The organism is Flavobacterium cupriresistens (assembly GCF_020911925.1).
Taxonomy (GTDB): domain Bacteria; phylum Bacteroidota; class Bacteroidia; order Flavobacteriales; family Flavobacteriaceae; genus Flavobacterium; species Flavobacterium cupriresistens.
Genome location: NZ_CP087134.1, coordinates 4,549,915 through 4,569,174, shown reverse-complemented (window position 1 = coordinate 4,569,174; position 19,260 = coordinate 4,549,915). Strand labels below are relative to the sequence as shown.

11 protein-coding genes and 1 tRNA gene are annotated in these 19,260 nt (G+C 37.2%); 4 read left to right on the top strand and 8 right to left on the bottom strand.

The features are described from left to right. Nucleotides 1-132 precede the first annotated feature (132 nt). The 4 genes from LNP23_RS18660 to LNP23_RS18645 all read left to right on the top strand — a co-directional run bounded on the left by LNP23_RS18660 (nucleotide 133) and on the right by LNP23_RS18645 (nucleotide 6,635). Nucleotides 133-1,746: an MBL fold metallo-hydrolase gene (locus LNP23_RS18660; protein WP_230002376.1), complete on the top strand. Its 1,614-nt coding sequence runs from the start codon at nucleotides 133-135 to the stop codon at nucleotides 1,744-1,746. A gap of 911 nt (nucleotides 1,747-2,657) precedes the next feature. Beyond that, nucleotides 2,658-5,267 carry a TonB-dependent receptor gene (locus LNP23_RS18655; RefSeq protein WP_230002375.1) on the top strand — a complete coding sequence of 870 codons (2,610 nt, stop codon included), beginning with the start codon at nucleotides 2,658-2,660 and terminating at the stop codon, nucleotides 5,265-5,267. A gap of 4 nt (nucleotides 5,268-5,271) precedes the next feature. Next, the gene (locus LNP23_RS18650; protein ID WP_230002374.1) at nucleotides 5,272-6,111 is read left to right on the top strand and encodes a DUF4249 domain-containing protein; all 840 of its coding nucleotides are present in this window, start codon (nucleotides 5,272-5,274) and stop codon (nucleotides 6,109-6,111) included. Nucleotides 6,112-6,554: 443 nt separating this feature from the next. Further along, nucleotides 6,555-6,635: transfer RNA gene (locus tag LNP23_RS18645), tRNA-Tyr, on the top strand. 759 nt (nucleotides 6,636-7,394) lie between these two features. Here LNP23_RS18645 and LNP23_RS18640 read toward each other — a convergent pair. The 8 genes from LNP23_RS18640 to LNP23_RS18605 all read right to left on the bottom strand — a co-directional run bounded on the left by LNP23_RS18640 (nucleotide 7,395) and on the right by LNP23_RS18605 (nucleotide 19,255). Further along, nucleotides 7,395-8,285 (bottom strand): Fic family protein, encoded by an 891-nt coding sequence (locus LNP23_RS18640; RefSeq protein ID WP_230002373.1) that lies wholly within the window; start codon nucleotides 8,283-8,285, stop codon nucleotides 7,395-7,397. Between the two features lie 192 nt (nucleotides 8,286-8,477). After that, nucleotides 8,478-9,026, bottom strand: a complete 549-nt coding sequence (locus tag LNP23_RS18635) for a hypothetical protein (protein ID WP_230002372.1) — start codon at nucleotides 9,024-9,026, stop codon at nucleotides 8,478-8,480. Nucleotides 9,027-9,033: 7 nt separating this feature from the next. Then, nucleotides 9,034-10,287: a condensation domain-containing protein gene (locus LNP23_RS18630; RefSeq protein WP_230002371.1), complete on the bottom strand. Its 1,254-nt coding sequence runs from the start codon at nucleotides 10,285-10,287 to the stop codon at nucleotides 9,034-9,036. Next, a complete protein-coding gene (locus tag LNP23_RS18625; RefSeq protein WP_230002370.1) occupies nucleotides 10,284-11,555 on the bottom strand; it encodes a condensation domain-containing protein in 1,272 nt (423 codons plus the stop codon). The genes LNP23_RS18630 and LNP23_RS18625 overlap by 4 nt, the downstream gene beginning before the upstream one ends. A gap of 3 nt (nucleotides 11,556-11,558) precedes the next feature. Further along, nucleotides 11,559-13,964, bottom strand: coding sequence for a glycosyltransferase (locus tag LNP23_RS18620; protein WP_230002369.1), 2,406 nt, complete (start codon nucleotides 13,962-13,964; stop codon nucleotides 11,559-11,561). 10 nt (nucleotides 13,965-13,974) lie between these two features. After that, on the bottom strand, nucleotides 13,975-14,739 hold the full coding sequence (locus tag LNP23_RS18615) for an alpha/beta fold hydrolase (RefSeq protein WP_230002368.1): 765 nt from the start codon (nucleotides 14,737-14,739) through the stop codon (nucleotides 13,975-13,977). Further along, nucleotides 14,730-15,029, bottom strand: a complete 300-nt coding sequence (locus LNP23_RS18610; RefSeq protein WP_047779296.1) for an acyl carrier protein — start codon at nucleotides 15,027-15,029, stop codon at nucleotides 14,730-14,732. Before LNP23_RS18610 ends, LNP23_RS18615 begins: the two co-directional genes overlap by 10 nt. Continuing rightward, nucleotides 15,017-19,255 carry a type I polyketide synthase gene (locus LNP23_RS18605; RefSeq protein WP_230002367.1) on the bottom strand — a complete coding sequence of 1,413 codons (4,239 nt, stop codon included), beginning with the start codon at nucleotides 19,253-19,255 and terminating at the stop codon, nucleotides 15,017-15,019. The genes LNP23_RS18610 and LNP23_RS18605 overlap by 13 nt, the downstream gene beginning before the upstream one ends. Nucleotides 19,256-19,260: the final 5 nt, after the last annotated feature.

Genomic DNA, 19,260 nt, shown 5'->3' with positions numbered 1-19,260 from the left:
TTGACCCTATAAAAGATTTCCAGAGTTATCCATACTTCATTCCTAAAAAGCATTGGTGTCAACAGCTATCATAAGTAATAAAAAAGAAAAAAAGCTTTCTATTTAAGCTTAATATTAAACTATTTGAAAAAAATGAATAATCAGAAATTGTTTCTAAAGCCAAATGTAGTAATTGAACCATTGTTTGATAATTGGTATGCATGGAGTCACTTGATTTCTCCTGCCACCAGTGCAATGAATATAACAGGTCGAAATTTAAAAATTATGAACTCCTATATTCAGGCACCTTCAGCTCATGCTGCGGCAGTTAAAAACCCTAAAATGTTAGGAGGTCCTTTTATTGATTATGGTGGAAAAAGGGTTGACGAAATCCAGAAATTAAAAGAAGAAACTCTAGAGAAACAAAAAGATATGATTGCTTTTAGTGAAGCGATCAAGACTCTTGACACTCTTGTGAAAAACAAAGCAAAAGGGTATTCTTTAGATCCATTGTATGATGAAATTCCTGAAATACTTAAAGGATATGTAGAACTTTATTATGATCTGAACAATCAAGCTTCTTTTCGATTTTTTGAACCACTTTTGTATCATAGCAAATTTTACAATCCAGCTTCACAAAGTATATTATTGTGGTTAACAGAAAATGATGAGCGTCCTTTTGTTTTAAGTACACCGCGTTTAGCAGATAACGAAAAAATTCATTTGAATATTCCATTTAGCCATAAAGGTCTGGATGCGTTGAGCAAAATGAAGAAAAATCCGGGCGATTTTGATTCTATAAAAGAATTATTAGGAATTAGTGAAGAGCAAGCGCCTCTCTTTGAGTCCTTTTTTACTACTGAGGCTCCAAAAGAGTACAATAACTATGAAGGAGACAAAGTTAGAATGAGATATTTCGGTCATGCTTGTATTCTCGTGGAAACAAAAGAGGTCAGTATAATGTTAGACCCCGTAATCAGTTATTATGGATACCCTCAGGAAGTAGAGCGATACTCCGATATGGATTTGCCGGATAGTATTGATTACGTTTTGATTACACACAATCACCAGGACCATATTTTATTCGAAACTTTAATTCCTTTACGTCACAAGATTAAGAATATTGTAGTGCCCAGGGCATCTAATGGTGCTTTACAGGATCCAAGTATAAAATTGATGTTAAATGCTATTGGTTTTGACAATGTGATCGAAATTGATGAGATGGAAGCAATCAAATTTAGTGATTGTGTAATAACCGGTGTGCCTTTTGTTGGAGAACATTCGGATTTAAACATACAGGCAAAAATTTGCCATCATGTAAGTGTTGGAGATTTTAAAATGCTTTTTGTTGCAGATTCCTGTAATATTGAGTCCAGATTATATCAACACGTTCAAGCAGTTTTAGGAGATATTGATGTTCTTTTTCTGGGAATGGAGTGTGATGGTGCTCCTTTATCATGGCTTTATGGTCCGTTGTTAACAGAGAGTTTGCCTAGAGATAAAGATATATCGCGCAGATTGGCCGGTTCTAATTTTGAAAAAGGTAAGGGACTTATTAATGCTTTTAATGCAAAAGAAGTATATGTTTATGCCATGGGACAAGAACCTTGGTTGGAATTCATTAGTAGTATAAAATATACCGATGAATCCAATCCAATTGTACAGTCTAATATCCTTATCGAATACTGTAGAGAAAAAAACATTATTTCTGAAAGACTTTTTGGAGAAAAAGAAATTTTTTATAATTACTCAGATGTACTGGTATAATTAAAAGTAGAGATCTTGCATGTCATATTTTACAGCATTAAAATACGAGCACGAGAGATATTCGCTTGTCTTCTGATATAGTATAGATTGAAAATTTAATGGAGTAATACCGATGTTTTAGTTTAAGAATCTAAAAATTGACTAAATAAAAAAGCTGCTTCTGATGCATTTCAGAATGCAGCTTTTTATTGTTATAGTTCTTCGATGCAGTACCTTTTTTTTACTGTATTCTCAGATCAAGGATTCGGTGGTGTAATTGTATAATGCCATCATACAATCGGAAATATTTGATGCGTTTTCGTTTCTGAAAAGACATTTTTCAATAAAAAGAAACCATTCAAGTTGATTTTTCCCAGGCCGAATGACATCTTTAGAGGCATAAATGGGAATCTTTGAGAAAAGAAAATAAGATTTTTACATTTTTATAAATCGGTCATCAGTTCCACATTAAAAACACCGTAATCTGTAAGGTGTTGCTTGTTAGTTAGTTATTTATTCTTAAGGCTTTTCTTAAAATAAAATTATGACTTGTATTTTGGTTTGTAAGTAAAATTATAAAAAAAACAATGTTTTTGATTAGGAACTTTCCTATTTCCGTTTGTTATACTTAAAACAAAAGCATGTCGAAGAAAAGAGTTGTCGCATTTTTAACAAGAAAGAATTTGATAGACAAAAACTTCGATTTTGCATTTGGTTAAAACTTATTTCAATACCGTATTGCAACAAATAAAGTACAATGTGAATAAGTAAAAAGAAGGTTAAAACGATAATAATAGTAGAAATGTCTAACTTAAAACTTGTAGTAAATGGATCATTAAAATAGATTGCTTTTCAATAGAAGAGAAAGAATGTACTTATGTCAAGGGTAGTATAAAACTATCTAATTTAATAATATTTTAAATATAAAATTCATGAAGCATATCATTTTAGCATGCTTTTCTTTATTCAGTTTACGTATGTTTTCCCAAAATGTAACTGTAGCCGTAGATAGTAAGATAACCCTCAAAGAATTATTTAAACAAATTGAAAATCAGACAGATTTAAATTTTTCAGTTGCAGATCAAATTGATACAAATCAAAAATATTTTACAAAAGAAGATATTTATAAAGATACACCAATAAATGAGCTTGTTGTTGCGCTAAACAAGAGCTCTTCTATTGAATTTTCAATTGCAGGGAATTCTATTTTAGTAAAACAAAAAACTTTAAATACAACTAAAAAAAGTAAGTTAAGTGGACAGGTTCTCGATGAGAGTAATCAACCTGTAATAGGTGCCAATGTTTTTATAAAAGAGCTAGCAAGGGGTGTTGTGACCGATGCAAATGGAATGTTCTCTATAGAATTGGAAAAAGGGAGTTATACGGTTCGGATTCGTTCTATGGGCTTTAAAAATATAGAAGAACTGGTTACAATTTCGGATGATATGACAATGAATTTTGTTATGAAAGATGACAGCCAACAATTGGAACAGGTAATCATAATCGGTACGAAAGCAGTTGATATCAAGAACCCTCAAATGAGTGTCAATAAGCTTAATATGGAAGAGATAAAGAGGATTCCGGTTGTTATGGGCGAGGCAGATCCTTTAAAGGCGATCTTGACATTACCGGGAGTTACTAACGGAGGAGAAGCTTCATCAGGATTTAATGTTCGCGGTGGTGCTGCTGATCAGAATTTAATTCTTTTGGATGGTGCTCCGGTATACAATGATTCTCATTTGTTTGGTTTTTTCTCTGTTTTTAACGCAGATATTGTTAGTGGATTGGATTTATACAAAGGAGGTATTCCTTCTAAATTTGGTGGTCGTGTTTCTTCTGTTCTTGATGTGAGCCAACAAACTGGAAATTTTGAAGAATACAAGATAAATGGAGGTATTGGTACGGCATCCAGTAGGTTATTAGTGCAAGGCCCTGTAAAAAAAGACAAAGGTTCCTTTATTATAGCAGGACGTGCTTCGTATGCTCATTTATTTTTGAAAGTGACAGATATTAAGAGTACCGCTATGTTCTATGATCTTAATGCAAAGTTTAACTATCGATTGAGCGCCAATAACACGCTTGCTTTCTCGGGATATTTAGGGAACGATACATTTGAAATAAGCAAACGATTTACCAATTCATATGGGAATACAATGGGTATCTTAAATTGGACCCATAAATTTTCTGATAAATTAGATACAAAGCTAGGCGTCTTTTATAGTGACTATAAATTTAGTCTAGGAATTGAAATGGAAGATTTTGAATGGAAAAGTGCTATTAAGAGTTATGGACTTAAATACAATTGGAATCATTGTCTATCAGAAAAGTTTAAACTCAACTATGGAATTGATGGTTTGTATTATAATTTTAATCCAGGTGTTTTAGAACCTACAACTTCGGATTCTCAGGTTAATTACAGACAACTTGACAAAAAGTTTGCGTTGGAAACTTCTGCATATATTGATTTTGAACATCAGATTACTAAGAATCTTAACCTTCGTTACGGATTGCGTTATAGTATGTTTTATCGTTTAGGTGCAGAAGAGATCAGCACCTATGAAAATGATATGGCCGTAGTATATAATCCAATTTATGATATTTATGAACAAGGTACTCCAACAGGATCAGTTTCATACGGAAGTGGAGAAGTCATAAGCAGTTTTAATAATTTTGAACCACGTTTTGCATTATCCTACGCTTTTAACGAAAACACTTCAGTAAAAGCAAGTTACAACAGGATGGCACAATATGTTCATATATTATCCAATTATCAGTCCCTATCACCAATGAATGTTTGGACACCTAGCGGACCATTTACCAAACCTCAACTATTAGATCAATATGCGGTAGGATATTTTAAAAATTTTAAGGATAATGATTATTCTTTTGAAGGAGAGTTATTCTATAAAAATGTTCAAAATCGTATGGATTATATTGATGACGCAAGTATATTAGGAAATAATAATATCGAAAGAGTTATTCTGAATGGTAAAGCCAGATCTTATGGTGCTGAATTATTATTTAGAAAAAACACCGGTAGATTTACAGGATGGGTTTCTTATACGTTGTCCAAAACGGAACAAAAAACTCCGGGTAGAACTGCCGATGAGCCTGGTATCGCAAACGGGAATTGGTATTTATCAGGATATGACAAACTGCATAATTTAAATATTGTGACAAGTTATGCACTAAGTCCGAAGTGGTCTTTTAATACCAACTTTGCATTGCAGTCCGGCCAGCCTGTGACGTATTCGAATGGTTACTATGAATTTGGAGGTAGAAATATACCAAATTATGGAGTGAGAAATGCAAACAGACTACCGGTTTATCATCACTTGGATATAGCGGCAACTTATACGCCAAAGCCGGATAAAAAGAAGGGATGGCAAAGTTATTGGGTATTTAGCATTTATAATGTTTACGGTAGAAAAAATGCTGCTTCAATGACGTTTACAACAAACGATGATACAGGAGATAATGAAACAAGAAAGTTATCCATTTATGGGTTTGTACCTGGTATTTCTTATAATTTTAAATTTTAATAGCATGCAGAGATTAAAAAAATATATGTTAAAAAGTAAAGGATTGACTTTGTTTAGTCTTCTTTTTGTTTTGTTCTTTACATCTTGTGAAGAGGTCGTACACCTGGATTTGGACACTGGAGAACCTAAAATAGTTATAGATGCCGAGATACAATGGAAGAAAGGAACAAGTGGCAATAATCAGGTAATAAAGATCAGTAAAATGGCTCCTTATTACAGTACAACTACACCAAAAGTTTCCGGAGCGCAAGTAAGGGTTGAAAACACTAATGGAGATGTTTTTACTTTTGCGGAGTCTGCACCGGGTTCCTATGTATGTACTAATTTTGTTCCCGTTATTAATATGGAGTATACTTTGTATGTAACAGTAGAGGGACAAAGTTTTACAGCAGTTGAAAAGTTAACTTCTGTAACTCCAATTAATAGGGTTGAACAGACGTTAATGCCGGATATAACAGGACCGGATTTAATTGTGCTGACCTATTATTTTAATGATCCGGTCGATCAGGAGAATTATTATCTGGTAGATTACACAGGAGACTTTCTGCGTTATCCAGAATACACCTTAACTGATGATGAATCAACAAATGGAAATATTATGAATACCAGTTTTGCAGATGCGGATATGAAGTCCGGGAAAACAGTTGCGATTGTACATCGTGGTATTTCTAAAAAGTTTTACAATTATATGAATCTAATATTGAGAGCGTCAGGTGGAAATGCCTCTTCTACGCCACCAAGTAACATTAGAGGAAATATTGTGAATAGTAATGATGCTAAAAATTTCGCATTAGGATATTTCAGGCTTTGTGAATCCGATACGATTTCTTATTTAGTAGAATAAAAGGTTTTAATTATTGAGGTTGGTTTTTAATTACATCTGGTATATAAAATAATTTATACCAGATGTTTTTTTTATAGTATAAGTAGCGATTTTTTTAGAAACAAGAAGTTATGGGTGTGTCTTTTGTCCGCACTGTCTTCTTGTAATGTCGAAAATAGGTTAACAATATTTATCTTTACTTCTTGATTTCACAGAGCTTTTGGACTTGAGAGCTTGATTTTATAAAAAAAAACGACTTTCTTAGAATAAATTTTCTCAACAGTAAGAGTTCAGTTCTTAGTGTTAAAACAGTTATTTTCAGAATGTTCAACATCTTAGAAAATCAATTTTCAAAAAACACACAAAAGATTCCTGTATGAGCAGAGGATTTTTATTTGCAAACATGAAAAACATTCCTATATTTGCAACCGCTTAGCACAACAAAGCGCAACAAAACAAGCTTCGGGGAGATACTCAAGCGGCCAACGAGGGCAGACTGTAAATCTGCTGTGTGAACTTCGCAGGTTCGAATCCTGCTCTCCCCACTAAAAAGTCCTAATTTTCATTAGGGCTTTTTTTTTGTTCTTTCTTTTTATAGTAATTCCAATATTTCTACTACTGCTTTTCAAAGTTTTGACAGAACCTGGATCAAGTCCGAAAGTTGTGGGGAAGTAAAAATCTCGCAGAGTCGCAAAATCGCAAAGTTTTAATGAAAAAACAGAAAAAAGTTTGAGACTCTATACTATTTTTAGAAATCCAAAGCGAGAAAGTAGAAAACAGAAAGGTGGAGCTTAAAAACAGGAAAAAACTTAGCGGCTTGGCGTCTTTGCGAGATCGTCAAAGCGAGAAGTTAGAAAATTAGGTACTTAAAAAGCTCTGGCCAAAAAGTATATGATCTGCTACTTCTAACAAAAGAAATTTCTAAAAATTATTTCACAACTTTTTAACTTGATTAGAAATTACAGAACTACAAGATATTTGTTCCTCCACAACAATATGTCTTGATCCCAGAATCTGCCATGCAAATGCTCGTGATAAGAAATCTGAAAGTGATATCTTTTTTGATCACACATAGGATTTTAGAAAATTTAAAGTACATAACTGAATTAATGCAATCCTGTTAAAATTTGATGTTCAGTGATCTAAAATATTTTATAAAAGGATCATTAAATTTAAAATAGAGCTAAATACCCTAAATACTAAAGCTGACAGGTTTTTGAAACCTGTCAGCTTTAATTTACAAAAGCGAAGGAAATACTCTTTTTACTTCTCGACAACTTTAGATTTGACTCATTATTTAGTCTTTACTTGAATTCTATCTCGAAATAATTGAGAATTGTTTTATAACTATCCTGTGCAGTAAGACAGGTATCGAGTAGATATTCTTTCACATTATTCCATTCCTGAAGCCCTCTGTAATAAAAAAGCTTAAGCTGTTCATCTATTATAAATGGTACTATATTGTTTGCGAGACATTCTTTAAAAATAATTAACCGTCCTACACGACCATTACCATCTTGAAAAGGATGTATGATTTCAAATTTATGATGAAAATCGATGATGTCTTCGATGGTTTTACTTTTAATGTTATGGTAAGTAATGAGAAGTTTTTTCATTTCTTCAGAAACTTGACGGGGATGGCATGTCTCATTCCCTCCAACTTCGTTAGGTAGTTTTTTGTATTCACCAACGTTAAACCAATCTTTACCGCTATCGGAGGTACCGGACTTTAATAAAAAATGTAGTTCTTTAATGATTGATTCAGTAAGTTTTGCATTCGCTTTTTCGATAATAAAGTCGATGCAGCGAAAGTGATTGGAAGTTTCGATAATGTCATCTATGTTTACGCTTTCTTTGGAAATACCAATGGTATTAGTTTCAAAAATGTATCTCGTTTGGTCGTGAGTAAGTCTGCTACCTTCAATTTTATTTGAATTATAGGTTAAATCAATCTGCGTACGGTGATAGATACCACCTTTCAGTTTCATTTCCTTTTGTTCTTTCAGGCTGTTCAGTAAAATATTCTTGCTTATTTTTTTATTTCCTTTTTGCGGAATTACAGCATCTTCAGGAATACTCCAGGTTTTACCTGTTAAGAAAGCTCCTTTCAATTTCCCTGAAGCACAATAGTTGCGAATAGTCCTTTCGGATAGCTCCAGCTTTTTTGCAAATTCTACTACTGAAAGATATTTCATGGTTTTTTCAAATTCCGTTATCGGCAAATATATAACAAAATTTAATGTAAAAAGTATTCAATTTTTGCCGATATCGGAAATGTGAAATAAAAAATACGTATCGTCAACACTCCAAGATGGTGTGTTTTAGATATTTTTTGACAGAATAAAAGGCAACTCCACATCTTTCAATACAGAATACCTACACCAATATTAAACTCCCCGGTAAGAATCATCAACTTCTATCTGCACCTTTGGCAGAGGTTTGTGTAAATGTTTTTTTAACCTATATATCGGCAGATAAGTAAACAATATCGAAAGTAGACCTGCAAGAACCGCATCCAGAAGGGCCATAAGAGTAGGATCTAATTTATGGTTAACAGTTAGGCTCTGCTGTGCAAGGAGTAATACAGCTAATACCAGTAAACCGGTTACGATGCCGTGTAACAGACATAATTTTGTTATAAATCTATTTTTATTCAGGGTATGGTCTATCGTTACTTCGATTGATTCTTTTTGGGCGGCAACAATAACGCGGTTAATGATATCCATGGTCAGGATTACGGGTAAAAATATAGCCATTGGCAATGTTAAACGGGCTAAGCTTTGGGGACCGGCAAAAAAATGAGTATACCCCAATTCTTGAAAACTGGCATAAGCAACAATAAAATTGAAACATACGTTGGGAATGATATAGTAAATCGCACGCTTTCTTAGAAAACGTTTGAGGGATGTTTTTTTGGGCTTGGCTGCTGTTGTCATAAGTAATTTATAAAGAGGAAGTCAATATAGCTATGGCCTTGTCTCTAATTTTTAAGGCTTCTTCTTTAGGTAAGAAATCTTGATTGGACATCAACGTAAAGTCCATTTGATCCCGATAGGTAGACGTAACTAGAGTATTTGAATTCAACCAAGGAAATGCTACCGTTGGGCTAATGATATCTTCCAGAGTGAAATTTTTATAAGTATTCGGGATCTGAAGGCTCCCCATATTGGAAAGCGTCAGATCGTGTCCACCTCGGCTTGATTTTAACAGTCCAATCATTCGATTTACCAGAGGGTGCATTTGTTCCCCCATCCATAGCAGTTCCCGGGCGTCCATTTTTTCTATTTTTTGAGTAAGATCCTGTTTGATATGTTTGGCTTGGTCCAGTATCTGAGAGGTATTCTTTTTTAATGACAATTCTACTGTTGGGGCAAAGGCAAACAAGTGGTCTTTTTTAATTTCAGGAATAAAATGGCGGATATCAATTGGACTAATTACTTTTTTTTTCGCCGCTTTACCTTGTGCATCTTGAAAAGCTTGCATAAACGCGGTACAAAGAAGTGCGTGCACAGAAATACCACTGTCTTTACATTTCTGCTTTATAAAAGCGGAGTTGGTTGGATCAACTTTCCAATGAATGGCATAATTTTTCCCGAGATTTCTTTTTTTATTTTTGCGTTGCAGCAAAAAGAAGGATTTTGCCAAAAGTAAATAAAGCTTTGCTTTGCGTGTTTTTTTTTGAATATCAAACTGTGGCGACAAAAAATGGTTTACTGATTGGAAGAGTTGATAAGGTTCTAAATCAAGGGTCGGATCATCTATTAAAGCAAGTAATTCCTGCATCAAAGTGACCATGCCGGTTCCATCGCAGATGCAATGCGGCAATACCCATAACAATTCAGATAATTCCTGTCCTTTGACCCATACCAATTGACCCAGAGGGGAGCCTTCCTCTTTAAACTGTCGATACCATTCTTGCTCGGATTCCGCTAACCAATCCGTATCTGTTTGACGTTGCACGATACGAAGCGGAATTGGTTTCATATTTTCCTTGATGACAAAAACAGGATGTTGCTTATCCTGTAAATCAATTGCTGCACGTAGCAACGGATGTTTGTTTTGGATTTTTGCCAAAGCAATTTGGAGGTGTTCTTTTTGAATCTCACCTTTGATTTTTGCCGTAAACACACAATTTAAAGGGGTGTTGGCATCAATAAACATGATTCGTTCTACTAATAAGAGTTTTCGTTTGATCATGAGGCTGCTTGATAATTTAATCGGCGTTTAATGGAATCAATTAGTTCATCACGAATGGCTAAGGCTTCGTGATAAGGCAAATAACCTTCACTTCCCACAAACGAGAAGTCCATAACACCTTGATAAGTGGAGGTGACCATCGTCGTTGTATTGCCTAGTGGCCCAAGGACTGATGGACTGAAAATAGTTTCTAACGTAAAGGATTGGTATTGATGTGGTATCTGAATACGCCCCAAATTGGAAAACATACAATCATTAGACGACTTACCCCGTTTGAGAAGCTTTGTAAAACTGTTTAACGCATTATGAGCAGATTCCATAACCATCATGGTGATATAGGGATTAAGTTTGGCTGTTTTGCGATCCACATAATTCTGCATTAAACGTAAATTGTCTAAGAAATCGAGTTTGGGATTGGAGGATAGAACAATCATCAAACCGAAGGCGAAAATATGATCTTCTTTTACCTGAGGAGCAAAACGCCTGATATCTACCGGACAAGAAACTTTATTAAAAGCTTTGTCTCCGCGCACGTTTTTAAAGATGTCCAGTACGGTTGCACTTAAAAAAGTATTGACTGTGATTTCTAGTGATTTGCAGTGGGAAATAAGCTGTTGGCTCGTAGTTTGGTCTAATTTCCAATGAATCAGATAGTCTGTTTGTCGATCAATTGCTTTTTTGCTCACGGGAATACATTTGATCGTTAAGGTTGCTAGTCGACCAATCATTTTTGCCTTAAACCTTTGTCTGTTATTTTTTAAAATAGGTGCAGGAACAACGTCCTGAATACCTAGAATAGGATTTTCCATGCCTATATCTGCTGTCGGATCATCCAATACTTTTAAAAATTCATAAATTAAAGTGATCGCAGAGCCACCATCACATAGGCAGTGATGGAATACAAGCAACATATCTGAGCTATCGTTTCCTTTGATCCACACCAAGCGGATCAAAGGTTTGTTTTTGTAATCAAAGAGTGTATGCCATTCTTGCATAGATTCTTGTTGCCAGTCCTCTTCGCTTTTTCGATCCACAATACGGATCGGAATTGGACTCGTTTGTTCAGGCACTTCAAACCAAGGGACATTCTTCTCATCAATATGGATGTTTGCTCGTAACCAAGGATGTTTTTTCTGAAGTCTGCCTAAAGCATACTGAATATCTTTTTCCTCAAATACACCACGAAGGCGAAAAGGAATAACGGCATGGAACGGTTCTTTTCCTTCACCCAATAACATGCGCTCTCCAAATAATAATCTTCTTTTCATCTTTTATATTGAAGTTAATACCGAACGTTCTTGTTTTACAAAATCTTCCAATAAGGCAACCGCCTGTTCATTACCGCCTGCTGTTAGGAAAGCTGCCTGAACTTCTTTGGCCGCATTTCTGTATTTAGGGTTTTCTAAGAGCTCAAAGACGGTCTCTCTCAGGGCATCTATTCGAAGTCGTTTGTATCGGATACTAATTCCACAACCGGCCTGTTCAATTAACTTGGCTGTATGGAAGTGATCGTAAGCGATTGGTGTAATCAACATGGGAAGGCCATTCGTAAAGGTGTCGTTTACGGTATTGAAACCGCCGTGACAGATCACCATATCCATATGCGGCATCAATGTGGCTTGTGGGACAAAACCATTTACGATAAAATTAGCGGGCCATTCGTCAAATATGTCGGGTGGCGTTGCTGCAATAATAGTAACGGGTTGGTCTGCAAATGCTTCAATGAGTTTACCGAAAAAAGCTTTCCGGATATCCACTAATAAAGTACCCAAAGACACAAATATTTTTGGCGTTGTGCTGGCTGCCAGTCGATCCCAGTCAAAGGGACTATTATTGGGACGGCCTTTTACCGGACCTACAAATTTCATGTGTGAAGGTACGGTTTCAAAACCTGCAAAGGCTTGTGAGGTGAACACCAGGTTTAATTGATGCGAATGTATAAAAATGCCTTCTTCAACAATACCGACCTCTTTTTGTAACTCTTTGATGAGGTTTTGTTGCCATTCAAATATTTTGGGAGCACTTTTCTCTGTGTCGCCCATGACATCCGGAGGTACAGGGGTTGTCGTCACAGAGGGGATGCGATGTTTGTGTGCGAATAAAGCGCCGCCAAAGGTGATACAATCATTGATAATCACATCAGGTTGCCAGTGATTGTGTAGTGTTTCTAATCCCGGCATCATCATTTTAGCAAAGGGAACATAGGTTTCTTCCAGTGCTAATTTCATGACTTCCGGTCCCGAACAAGAAGGCCCATCATCTTGACGTTTTAAGATCTGCTGAAGTTCCTGCTGAAAGGGTATAAGGTCCTTTTCGGGATAGATATAGGTTCCTCCTGTTGGAATATGTTCGTCTGCCAGTGGTGTAATGCCAAACCATTTGACTTCATGACCACGAGCGAGTAAACTGGCACCCAAACTTAATGTCGGACTGATATGTCCAAAAAAGGGTGGAACAACAATGAGAAATTTGGCCAGAGGTTCGATAGAGGTTTGCGCAGGAGCTATGGCATGTTCAAGTAGATCTGCTGCGGTTTTTGTTCCGCCTGCCTTTATAAAAGATTGACGTACTTTGAGGGCGGCTTCACGATATTGCGGCTGATTCAAGATAGTATCAACAGCGTTTCTTAGGTGATTTGCTTTAAATCGGTTAAAATTGAGACGTTCACCTGCACCGGTACGTACGACACGCCCCGCAACATGGGATTGATCGTATGCAATTGGAATAACAACGAGTGGCAGACCATGTGAAAGGGTTTCAGAGACCGTGTTGTGTCCACCATGACAAACGACGGCATCTAAATGAGGTAGCAAATCCAATTGTGGGACTTGCGAATAGACCATAAAATTTTCAGGCCACTGATCAAATAGATTGGAATCTGAAACAACTACGACCTTTAGATCTTCGTCCTGAAAGGCATCGATTACTTTTTGAAAAAAGGCTTTCTTATGTTCGTGATCAAATGTGGTACCTATGCTGACTAAAATTTTTTTCCTTGGACTACTTTTCAGCTGCTCCCAATCGAAAGCACAGGATAAACGGCGTTCTGTTAGTACCGGACCTGTAAATTGATAGTTGGAGGTGAGCTCCATTTCTCCAAAGAAATACGGAGAAGTTAATACTAAAGTAAGCAAATCAGAACAAGCCAACGATTGGTTTTCTTGGACACCGAGTTCTTTTTGTAGAGCCATGATCTGCTTGACTTCCCACTCATGCACTTTCGGTAACTCACTGATAATCTTGATGGCTGCCGGGGCTGTTACGGAGGTCGCATAAGGGCGATTCACTTTTTTTGCCGCTATTGCCGCCGCAAATAATTGATGATCACCGATTACTAAATCCGGTTCATAGGCTTCCAACAGCTTAACGATTCCTTTATAACAATGTCTGTTTAAAGGGATCAAAACTTCTTCATATAAAAACTTGATACTATCAATGCCGTAAACGACTTTCTTTGATATGATATCCAGATAGTGTTCACTCTCTCTCTTTTCTTCGTCAGTCTGATCGTATTGGATAAGCAATAGTTGTCCACCTACAGGAAGTTTGGAGTTTAAGTTTTGGTCCAAACTGATCCACGCTACTTGATGTCCTCTTTCCAAGAGTTCGGCACCAATGCTCAATGTTGGATTTACGTGACCTGTTAATGGGGGAACAACAAATACAAATTTAGCCATGGTTGTGTAATTAATGGTTAGTTAAAAATTGAACAATAGTTTCTGCGATCTGAATGGGCTTCTGAATGGGAATATTGTGATCTCCATCGATGAGCTTTAGCTCGGCTGTACCGATTTGAGAGTGTAACCATTCTCCTGTCGGTTTGCAATTGGAAGCCGATCCATAGAGTAACAGAGTTGGTATGTGTAATTCGGAAATAGGATCGTGATGTAGAAAATGTTTTTCTTTAACCATATCTGCTTTGATGCTCGTCTGATTAAATAAAAACTCGTATAACCGATGGTTTTTTTCCAACTGTCTTTTTCCCATTTGCATTTTTGTGGTATCCGTAAAATTGGCTACGTAATGTTCGAGAAATTCCTTGCTATAGGCTTCGATAATATTTCGCGCTTCTTCATCTTTCGGATCCGGTGCTTCGATGATAACCAATTGACCTAAACGTTTGGGAGCTATCAAAGCAGTTTTGAGTGCAATAAGCCCCCCAAAACTATAGCCAACTAGGTGTGCTTTTTTGATTTGGAGATAATCCATCATGGCGATTAAATCGGATGACATATTTTCTAAATCATAGCCTTCCAATGTGCGCTCACTTCTGCCATGACTCTTTAGATCATAAAGTACCACATGAAAGTGCTGCGCCAAAATGGGAGCAATGTTAAAATAATAAATAGCAAGATTACTAAACATACCGTGGATCAGTACCACGGTATCTTCAGCCTCTTTATTGAGTTCTTGTATGTGAACTTTTTTATTGTTAACTGTAATTATTGGCATTCGTAGATGTAATTGATGATTTGATTCAGATCAAGATTGATCAGTTCATCAAGATCCATAGAAGACAGCCATCCGGTGAAATCAATTTGATCGCCAAAGTGTGCTTTGATTTTTTCTGAAAAGGAAACAATCTCGATACTGTCCATTTCCAGATCTTTAGTGAAAGAACTTTCCGGACTGATATCCATCTCTTCTACAAATTCTTCACCAATAATTTCTGTAATAAAACCCTTTAACAGGTTGAATAACTCCTCATGATTCATTTTTAATGTCGTGTTTAAAGTGTCCATCCGATAATGTAATTTAGGTGTTTGATTGTTTTGATTTCTATTTGATCGATCCATAGATGATCTCCTTGTATGCGTGTTACTTCATATCTTTTTGGGTTTCCTTTTAACCCCGTTCCCAATAATTTTCCATAAGCTTCTTTTGCTACCCAAAATCGGGTGGTCCATTCGGCTTGATCTCGTTCTTTTAATAATGCTGATTCGACATCGGTGAATACCAATTGATAAAATTCAGGGCTGCGTTCGGCAATGATTTCCATGTCAATGCCAACAGGTTTATCTTGCCGCGCAATGGCTACTGCATCTTTTCCTTTATGTGCCAATGAGATTTGGATCTGTTCTGTGGCATTACCTCTGAGATAAGGTTTGCCTGCGTTATCAGAATAAATTTCAAAGGTTATAGGATAATTGGGTTGATTTTTCTGTTCACTCAATAAATGGCGTACGGCATCTTTTACCGCTACACGACTTACCATCCAATTCTTTCTGCGGTTGGGCAGGAGATCCTGATAATATTGTTTTTCTCTTTGATTGAAATAACGTTTCAGTATAAAATCCCAAGAAGATACGCGTGAATAGGCCTGATGAAAGAAAAAGACCTGTGGGGCAATTTCTTCTGACAGACGGTTGTGGAGTGGCGACATGGAAACATTCCATAAAGCTTCATCAATTTCTAATCTCCGGTTTTGCCATCCTTTTATGGAGCACCAAACTTTTCCGTTTCTTTGAAGTACAAGGTCAGCGATTGCAAATTCATCGTTTAATTCGGTTAATACACAGGTACATTCAAATTCACCATCCTGATCGTGCATATCTTCGAAGTATTCAATTTGTTTAATTTTTACAGGGAAAGCAATGCGGTCTTTGGTTAAGGTAAGCTGTAACCATAATCCAAATAATTGTCCTGCATTGTCCAATAAGGAACCTTTACCACCATTACCTTTTATTTGTCCGATAATACCTTTCTCTCCAACAGCTGATATAGCGGTAATACCTTGATAGGCTTCTCCATGAAACATATGTTTCTCATAAATTTCCAAAGGAGTTCGCTCGATAGGCAATCGTTCCCCTATAGACAGATCAAAAGTAGGCCGTTGAGGATGTGATGCTGCTAAAAACACTTCAGCATTGGCAAAATTCTCGATATCCAAATAAGCGTGATTGTTGGAGCGCCAAATGCCTTTTATTGTTTTTTCAAAAGGTTTGGCAACATTCATCCATTGAAATACACTGACGTGCATGATCTTGTGAATTTTTGTTTCCGGTCGTTCAGCCTGCGCAGCTTCTGCCAGTAATTCGAAGATCATGGTCATCGGAATCACAGGTTCCATATCTGCCACATCCGACCAGCCTTTGGGTTGTCGTAAAAGACTGTGATCAATCAGATAGGGATGTGTTGCCAAATTGACTTGTAGTGTTTTTGAAAAAGGATCGTTAGTCACTTGTTTTTTCGTTAAGATAGGTGCGGAAATAACAGTTGGTGTATGATTTTGAAACACGTCCAATACTTCTTCTTGCATTCGGATCATATCGGTGATATTATCTTGAAAGGCCTGAACTAATGGGTGATTTACTTTTGCAGTTGCATTAGTAAAAACCTCTTTTGGTCGTACGGTATCGATAGATTTACGCAAGTTTTTTATTGCTTCAAGATCACGGATAATCGGAGATCCTAATTGTAATTTTATACCCTTTTTCGGTAGTGTTTTTCTGTGATTTTGAATGTCTAAAAAATCGAGTGCCAGAACTTTGCCTTCTACAAATAATGCGGCTACTACCCGTTGCAATTGGGCAAGTGCTGTTCGGGTGGCTACACTTGAGGCAAGTGTACTGAATGCTTTCCCTTTTAATGTATCATCAATAAAACCGATTAATCCTCCTGTACCCACTTGGATAAAAAAACGGACTCCTTCGTCATAAAGCTTTTCCGTCAGTTCTCGGAATCTTACCGGTTGTACAAGATGTTCGGCACTTAGTTTACGAATAGACTGCTGATCTGCCGGATAAGGTAGGAGTGTAGTGGCAGACCACAACGGGATTTTTGTTTTTTGAAATTGAACTTTTTCCATACCCGCTAAAATCAAAGGCAGTTTATCTGCCACAAAAGGAGAATGAAAGCCGGATTGAAAGGGTAAAATCTGGTGAAATATCTGCTTTGATTTTAATATAGGTGTCAATTGTTGGAGTGCAACAAGAGTACCACACAGGATTACCTGATGTGGACAATTATCATTTGAAACATAAAGATTAGGAATTTGTTCAATCAATGGCGTTATATCGGCAAGACCCGCTCCAATGGCAATGAATTTGGAGTCTTTTAGTTCAAATGTTTTTGGATCAAGGACATCAATCAGATCCTTAACTGAACTTGCTTCGGCCAAGTCTGAAGCATATCCCGCCAACCATTCTCCCATACTATGTCCAGCATTCATATCCGGATAGATTTCCAGTTTTTTTAAAGCACTGTCCAATAAGGCACAATTGTTAAAAATGCCTAATGCGTCGTTTAGCAGTCCTTCGCCCCCAGTTTCTATGGGTGCTGTCAGTCCAAAATACCGACTGATTGTTGCGACTTCGCCTTTTTCTAAACCATCCAGCCCCGGGAATACAAAGGCCAGTTTGCCACCAGCTTGTAAAAGAGGAGTGGAGGTATACCATATATCTTGTTTATTGCGCCAAGCATTATTTTTAGACACAATTTTGATTGCCTTTTGGATACGTTCGGGTGTTGGATCAAAGAGTGCAATACGATAATCGCCATCTCCTAAAGAAGTATCATTATCTTGAAGTGCAGAAAGCAATGCTTCACGTGTGGATCTGGCAAGTAATAATACAGCGTCTTTTTTGGGTATATCATAGCCTTCGAGGACTACGTGGGCGTTGATACCTCCAAATCCAAATGCATTTACTGCAGCGATTTTTGGTAAACCTGTTTGTGACCAGTTTTTAGCTTCTTGAACCGGTGTAAATCGGGTGAGCTGCAGGGAAGCAGTTGGGTTTTCACAATATAATGTAGGGGGCAATGTGTCGTGATGCAGGGCCAGACAGGTTTTGATTAAACCCGCCATTCCCGCAGCAGGCATGGCATGGCCTATATTGGATTTGACAGATCCAATACCGGCACGTGCGGCTGTTGCTGCTTCGCCGAAAAATTGAGCCAGAGTTTGTAGTTCTGTTTTATCTCCTAACGGAGTTCCTGTACCATGAGCTTCCAGATAACCGATTTGTTCTTTATCTAAATCGGCATGTGCCCATGCTTGTTCTAATGCTTTTAATTGACCTTTTACCGAAGGGCTCATGACACTTGCTCCATTGCCATCACTGCTTACGCCTACGCCTTTAATGACGGCATAAATTTTATCCTGATCGCGTACCGCATCTTCCAAGCGCTTCAAGATAACAAAACCACAACCTTCTCCAATGAGGAGTCCGTCCGCATCTTCGCTAAAGGGTTTGATTTGTTGCTGACGCGATAATGCCCCTAATTGACTAAAGATGCTCCAAAATGCTGCATTTTGACCGGTGTGAACGCCTCCTGCAATCATCATATCACTGCGGCCACATTGCAATTCTTGCACAGCACGGTCTACGGCTATAAGAGCGCTTGCACATGCCGCATCAACGGTAAAAGCAACACCTCCAAGATTGAATCGGTTGGAGACTAACGAGGCAACAAGGTTGGGGATTAGCCCCATAGCGGTATCTGCAGAAAACCGCCCTTTACGTTCCTGAAAGGCCTGTTTTATTTTTTCAATGTCTGCAGAAGATACCTCCGGCAATAGTTCTTGTAAAAGGGAGAAGATCTGTTCGCCTGTACGTACAATTTCAATGGCACGAGTAGCTCCGGGTCCTGTGTAGTTTCCTTTTCCGATGATAATTCCCGTTCGTTCCAATGAAACTTTTTTTTGGAATACCCCTGCATCTTCTAATGCTTTTTGAACGAGATCAAGAGTTAACAGATGGTCGGGTTCAGTGCCTTCAACAGCAAGCGGTAAAATACCAAATGCGGTAGGGTCGAATTCATAATCAGGAATAAACCCGCCGCGATTACAATAAAAGCGGTCCATAGCTTCCTTGCTATCGCTAAAGTGGATGGGGTCGATGCGCTCAGCGGGGGCTACTTCTGTGGAGTCGACTTTATTGATGATATTCTGCCAGAACGCCTCGGCGTCTTTTGCTCCGGGAAACAGGCAAGATAAACCTATAATTGCAATATCTGTTTTTTTCATAGTAG

Excerpts from the sequence above, each read along its gene's own strand:
- LNP23_RS18660 (WP_230002376.1), top strand. The coding sequence starts at position 133 with ATGAATAATCAGAAATTGTTTCTAAAGCCAAATGTAGTAATTGAACCA.
- LNP23_RS18655 (WP_230002375.1), top strand. The coding sequence starts at position 2,658 with ATGAAGCATATCATTTTAGCATGCTTTTCTTTATTCAGTTTACGTATG.
- LNP23_RS18650 (WP_230002374.1), top strand. The coding sequence starts at position 5,272 with ATGCAGAGATTAAAAAAATATATGTTAAAAAGTAAAGGATTGACTTTG.
- LNP23_RS18640 (WP_230002373.1), bottom strand. The coding sequence starts at position 8,285 with ATGAAATATCTTTCAGTAGTAGAATTTGCAAAAAAGCTGGAGCTATCC.
- LNP23_RS18635 (WP_230002372.1), bottom strand. The coding sequence starts at position 9,026 with ATGACAACAGCAGCCAAGCCCAAAAAAACATCCCTCAAACGTTTTCTA.
- LNP23_RS18630 (WP_230002371.1), bottom strand. The coding sequence starts at position 10,287 with ATGATCAAACGAAAACTCTTATTAGTAGAACGAATCATGTTTATTGAT.
- LNP23_RS18625 (WP_230002370.1), bottom strand. The coding sequence starts at position 11,555 with ATGAAAAGAAGATTATTATTTGGAGAGCGCATGTTATTGGGTGAAGGA.
- LNP23_RS18620 (WP_230002369.1), bottom strand. The coding sequence starts at position 13,964 with ATGGCTAAATTTGTATTTGTTGTTCCCCCATTAACAGGTCACGTAAAT.
- LNP23_RS18615 (WP_230002368.1), bottom strand. The coding sequence starts at position 14,739 with ATGCCAATAATTACAGTTAACAATAAAAAAGTTCACATACAAGAACTC.
- LNP23_RS18610 (WP_047779296.1), bottom strand. The coding sequence starts at position 15,029 with ATGGACACTTTAAACACGACATTAAAAATGAATCATGAGGAGTTATTC.
- LNP23_RS18605 (WP_230002367.1), bottom strand. The coding sequence starts at position 19,255 with ATGAAAAAAACAGATATTGCAATTATAGGTTTATCTTGCCTGTTTCCC.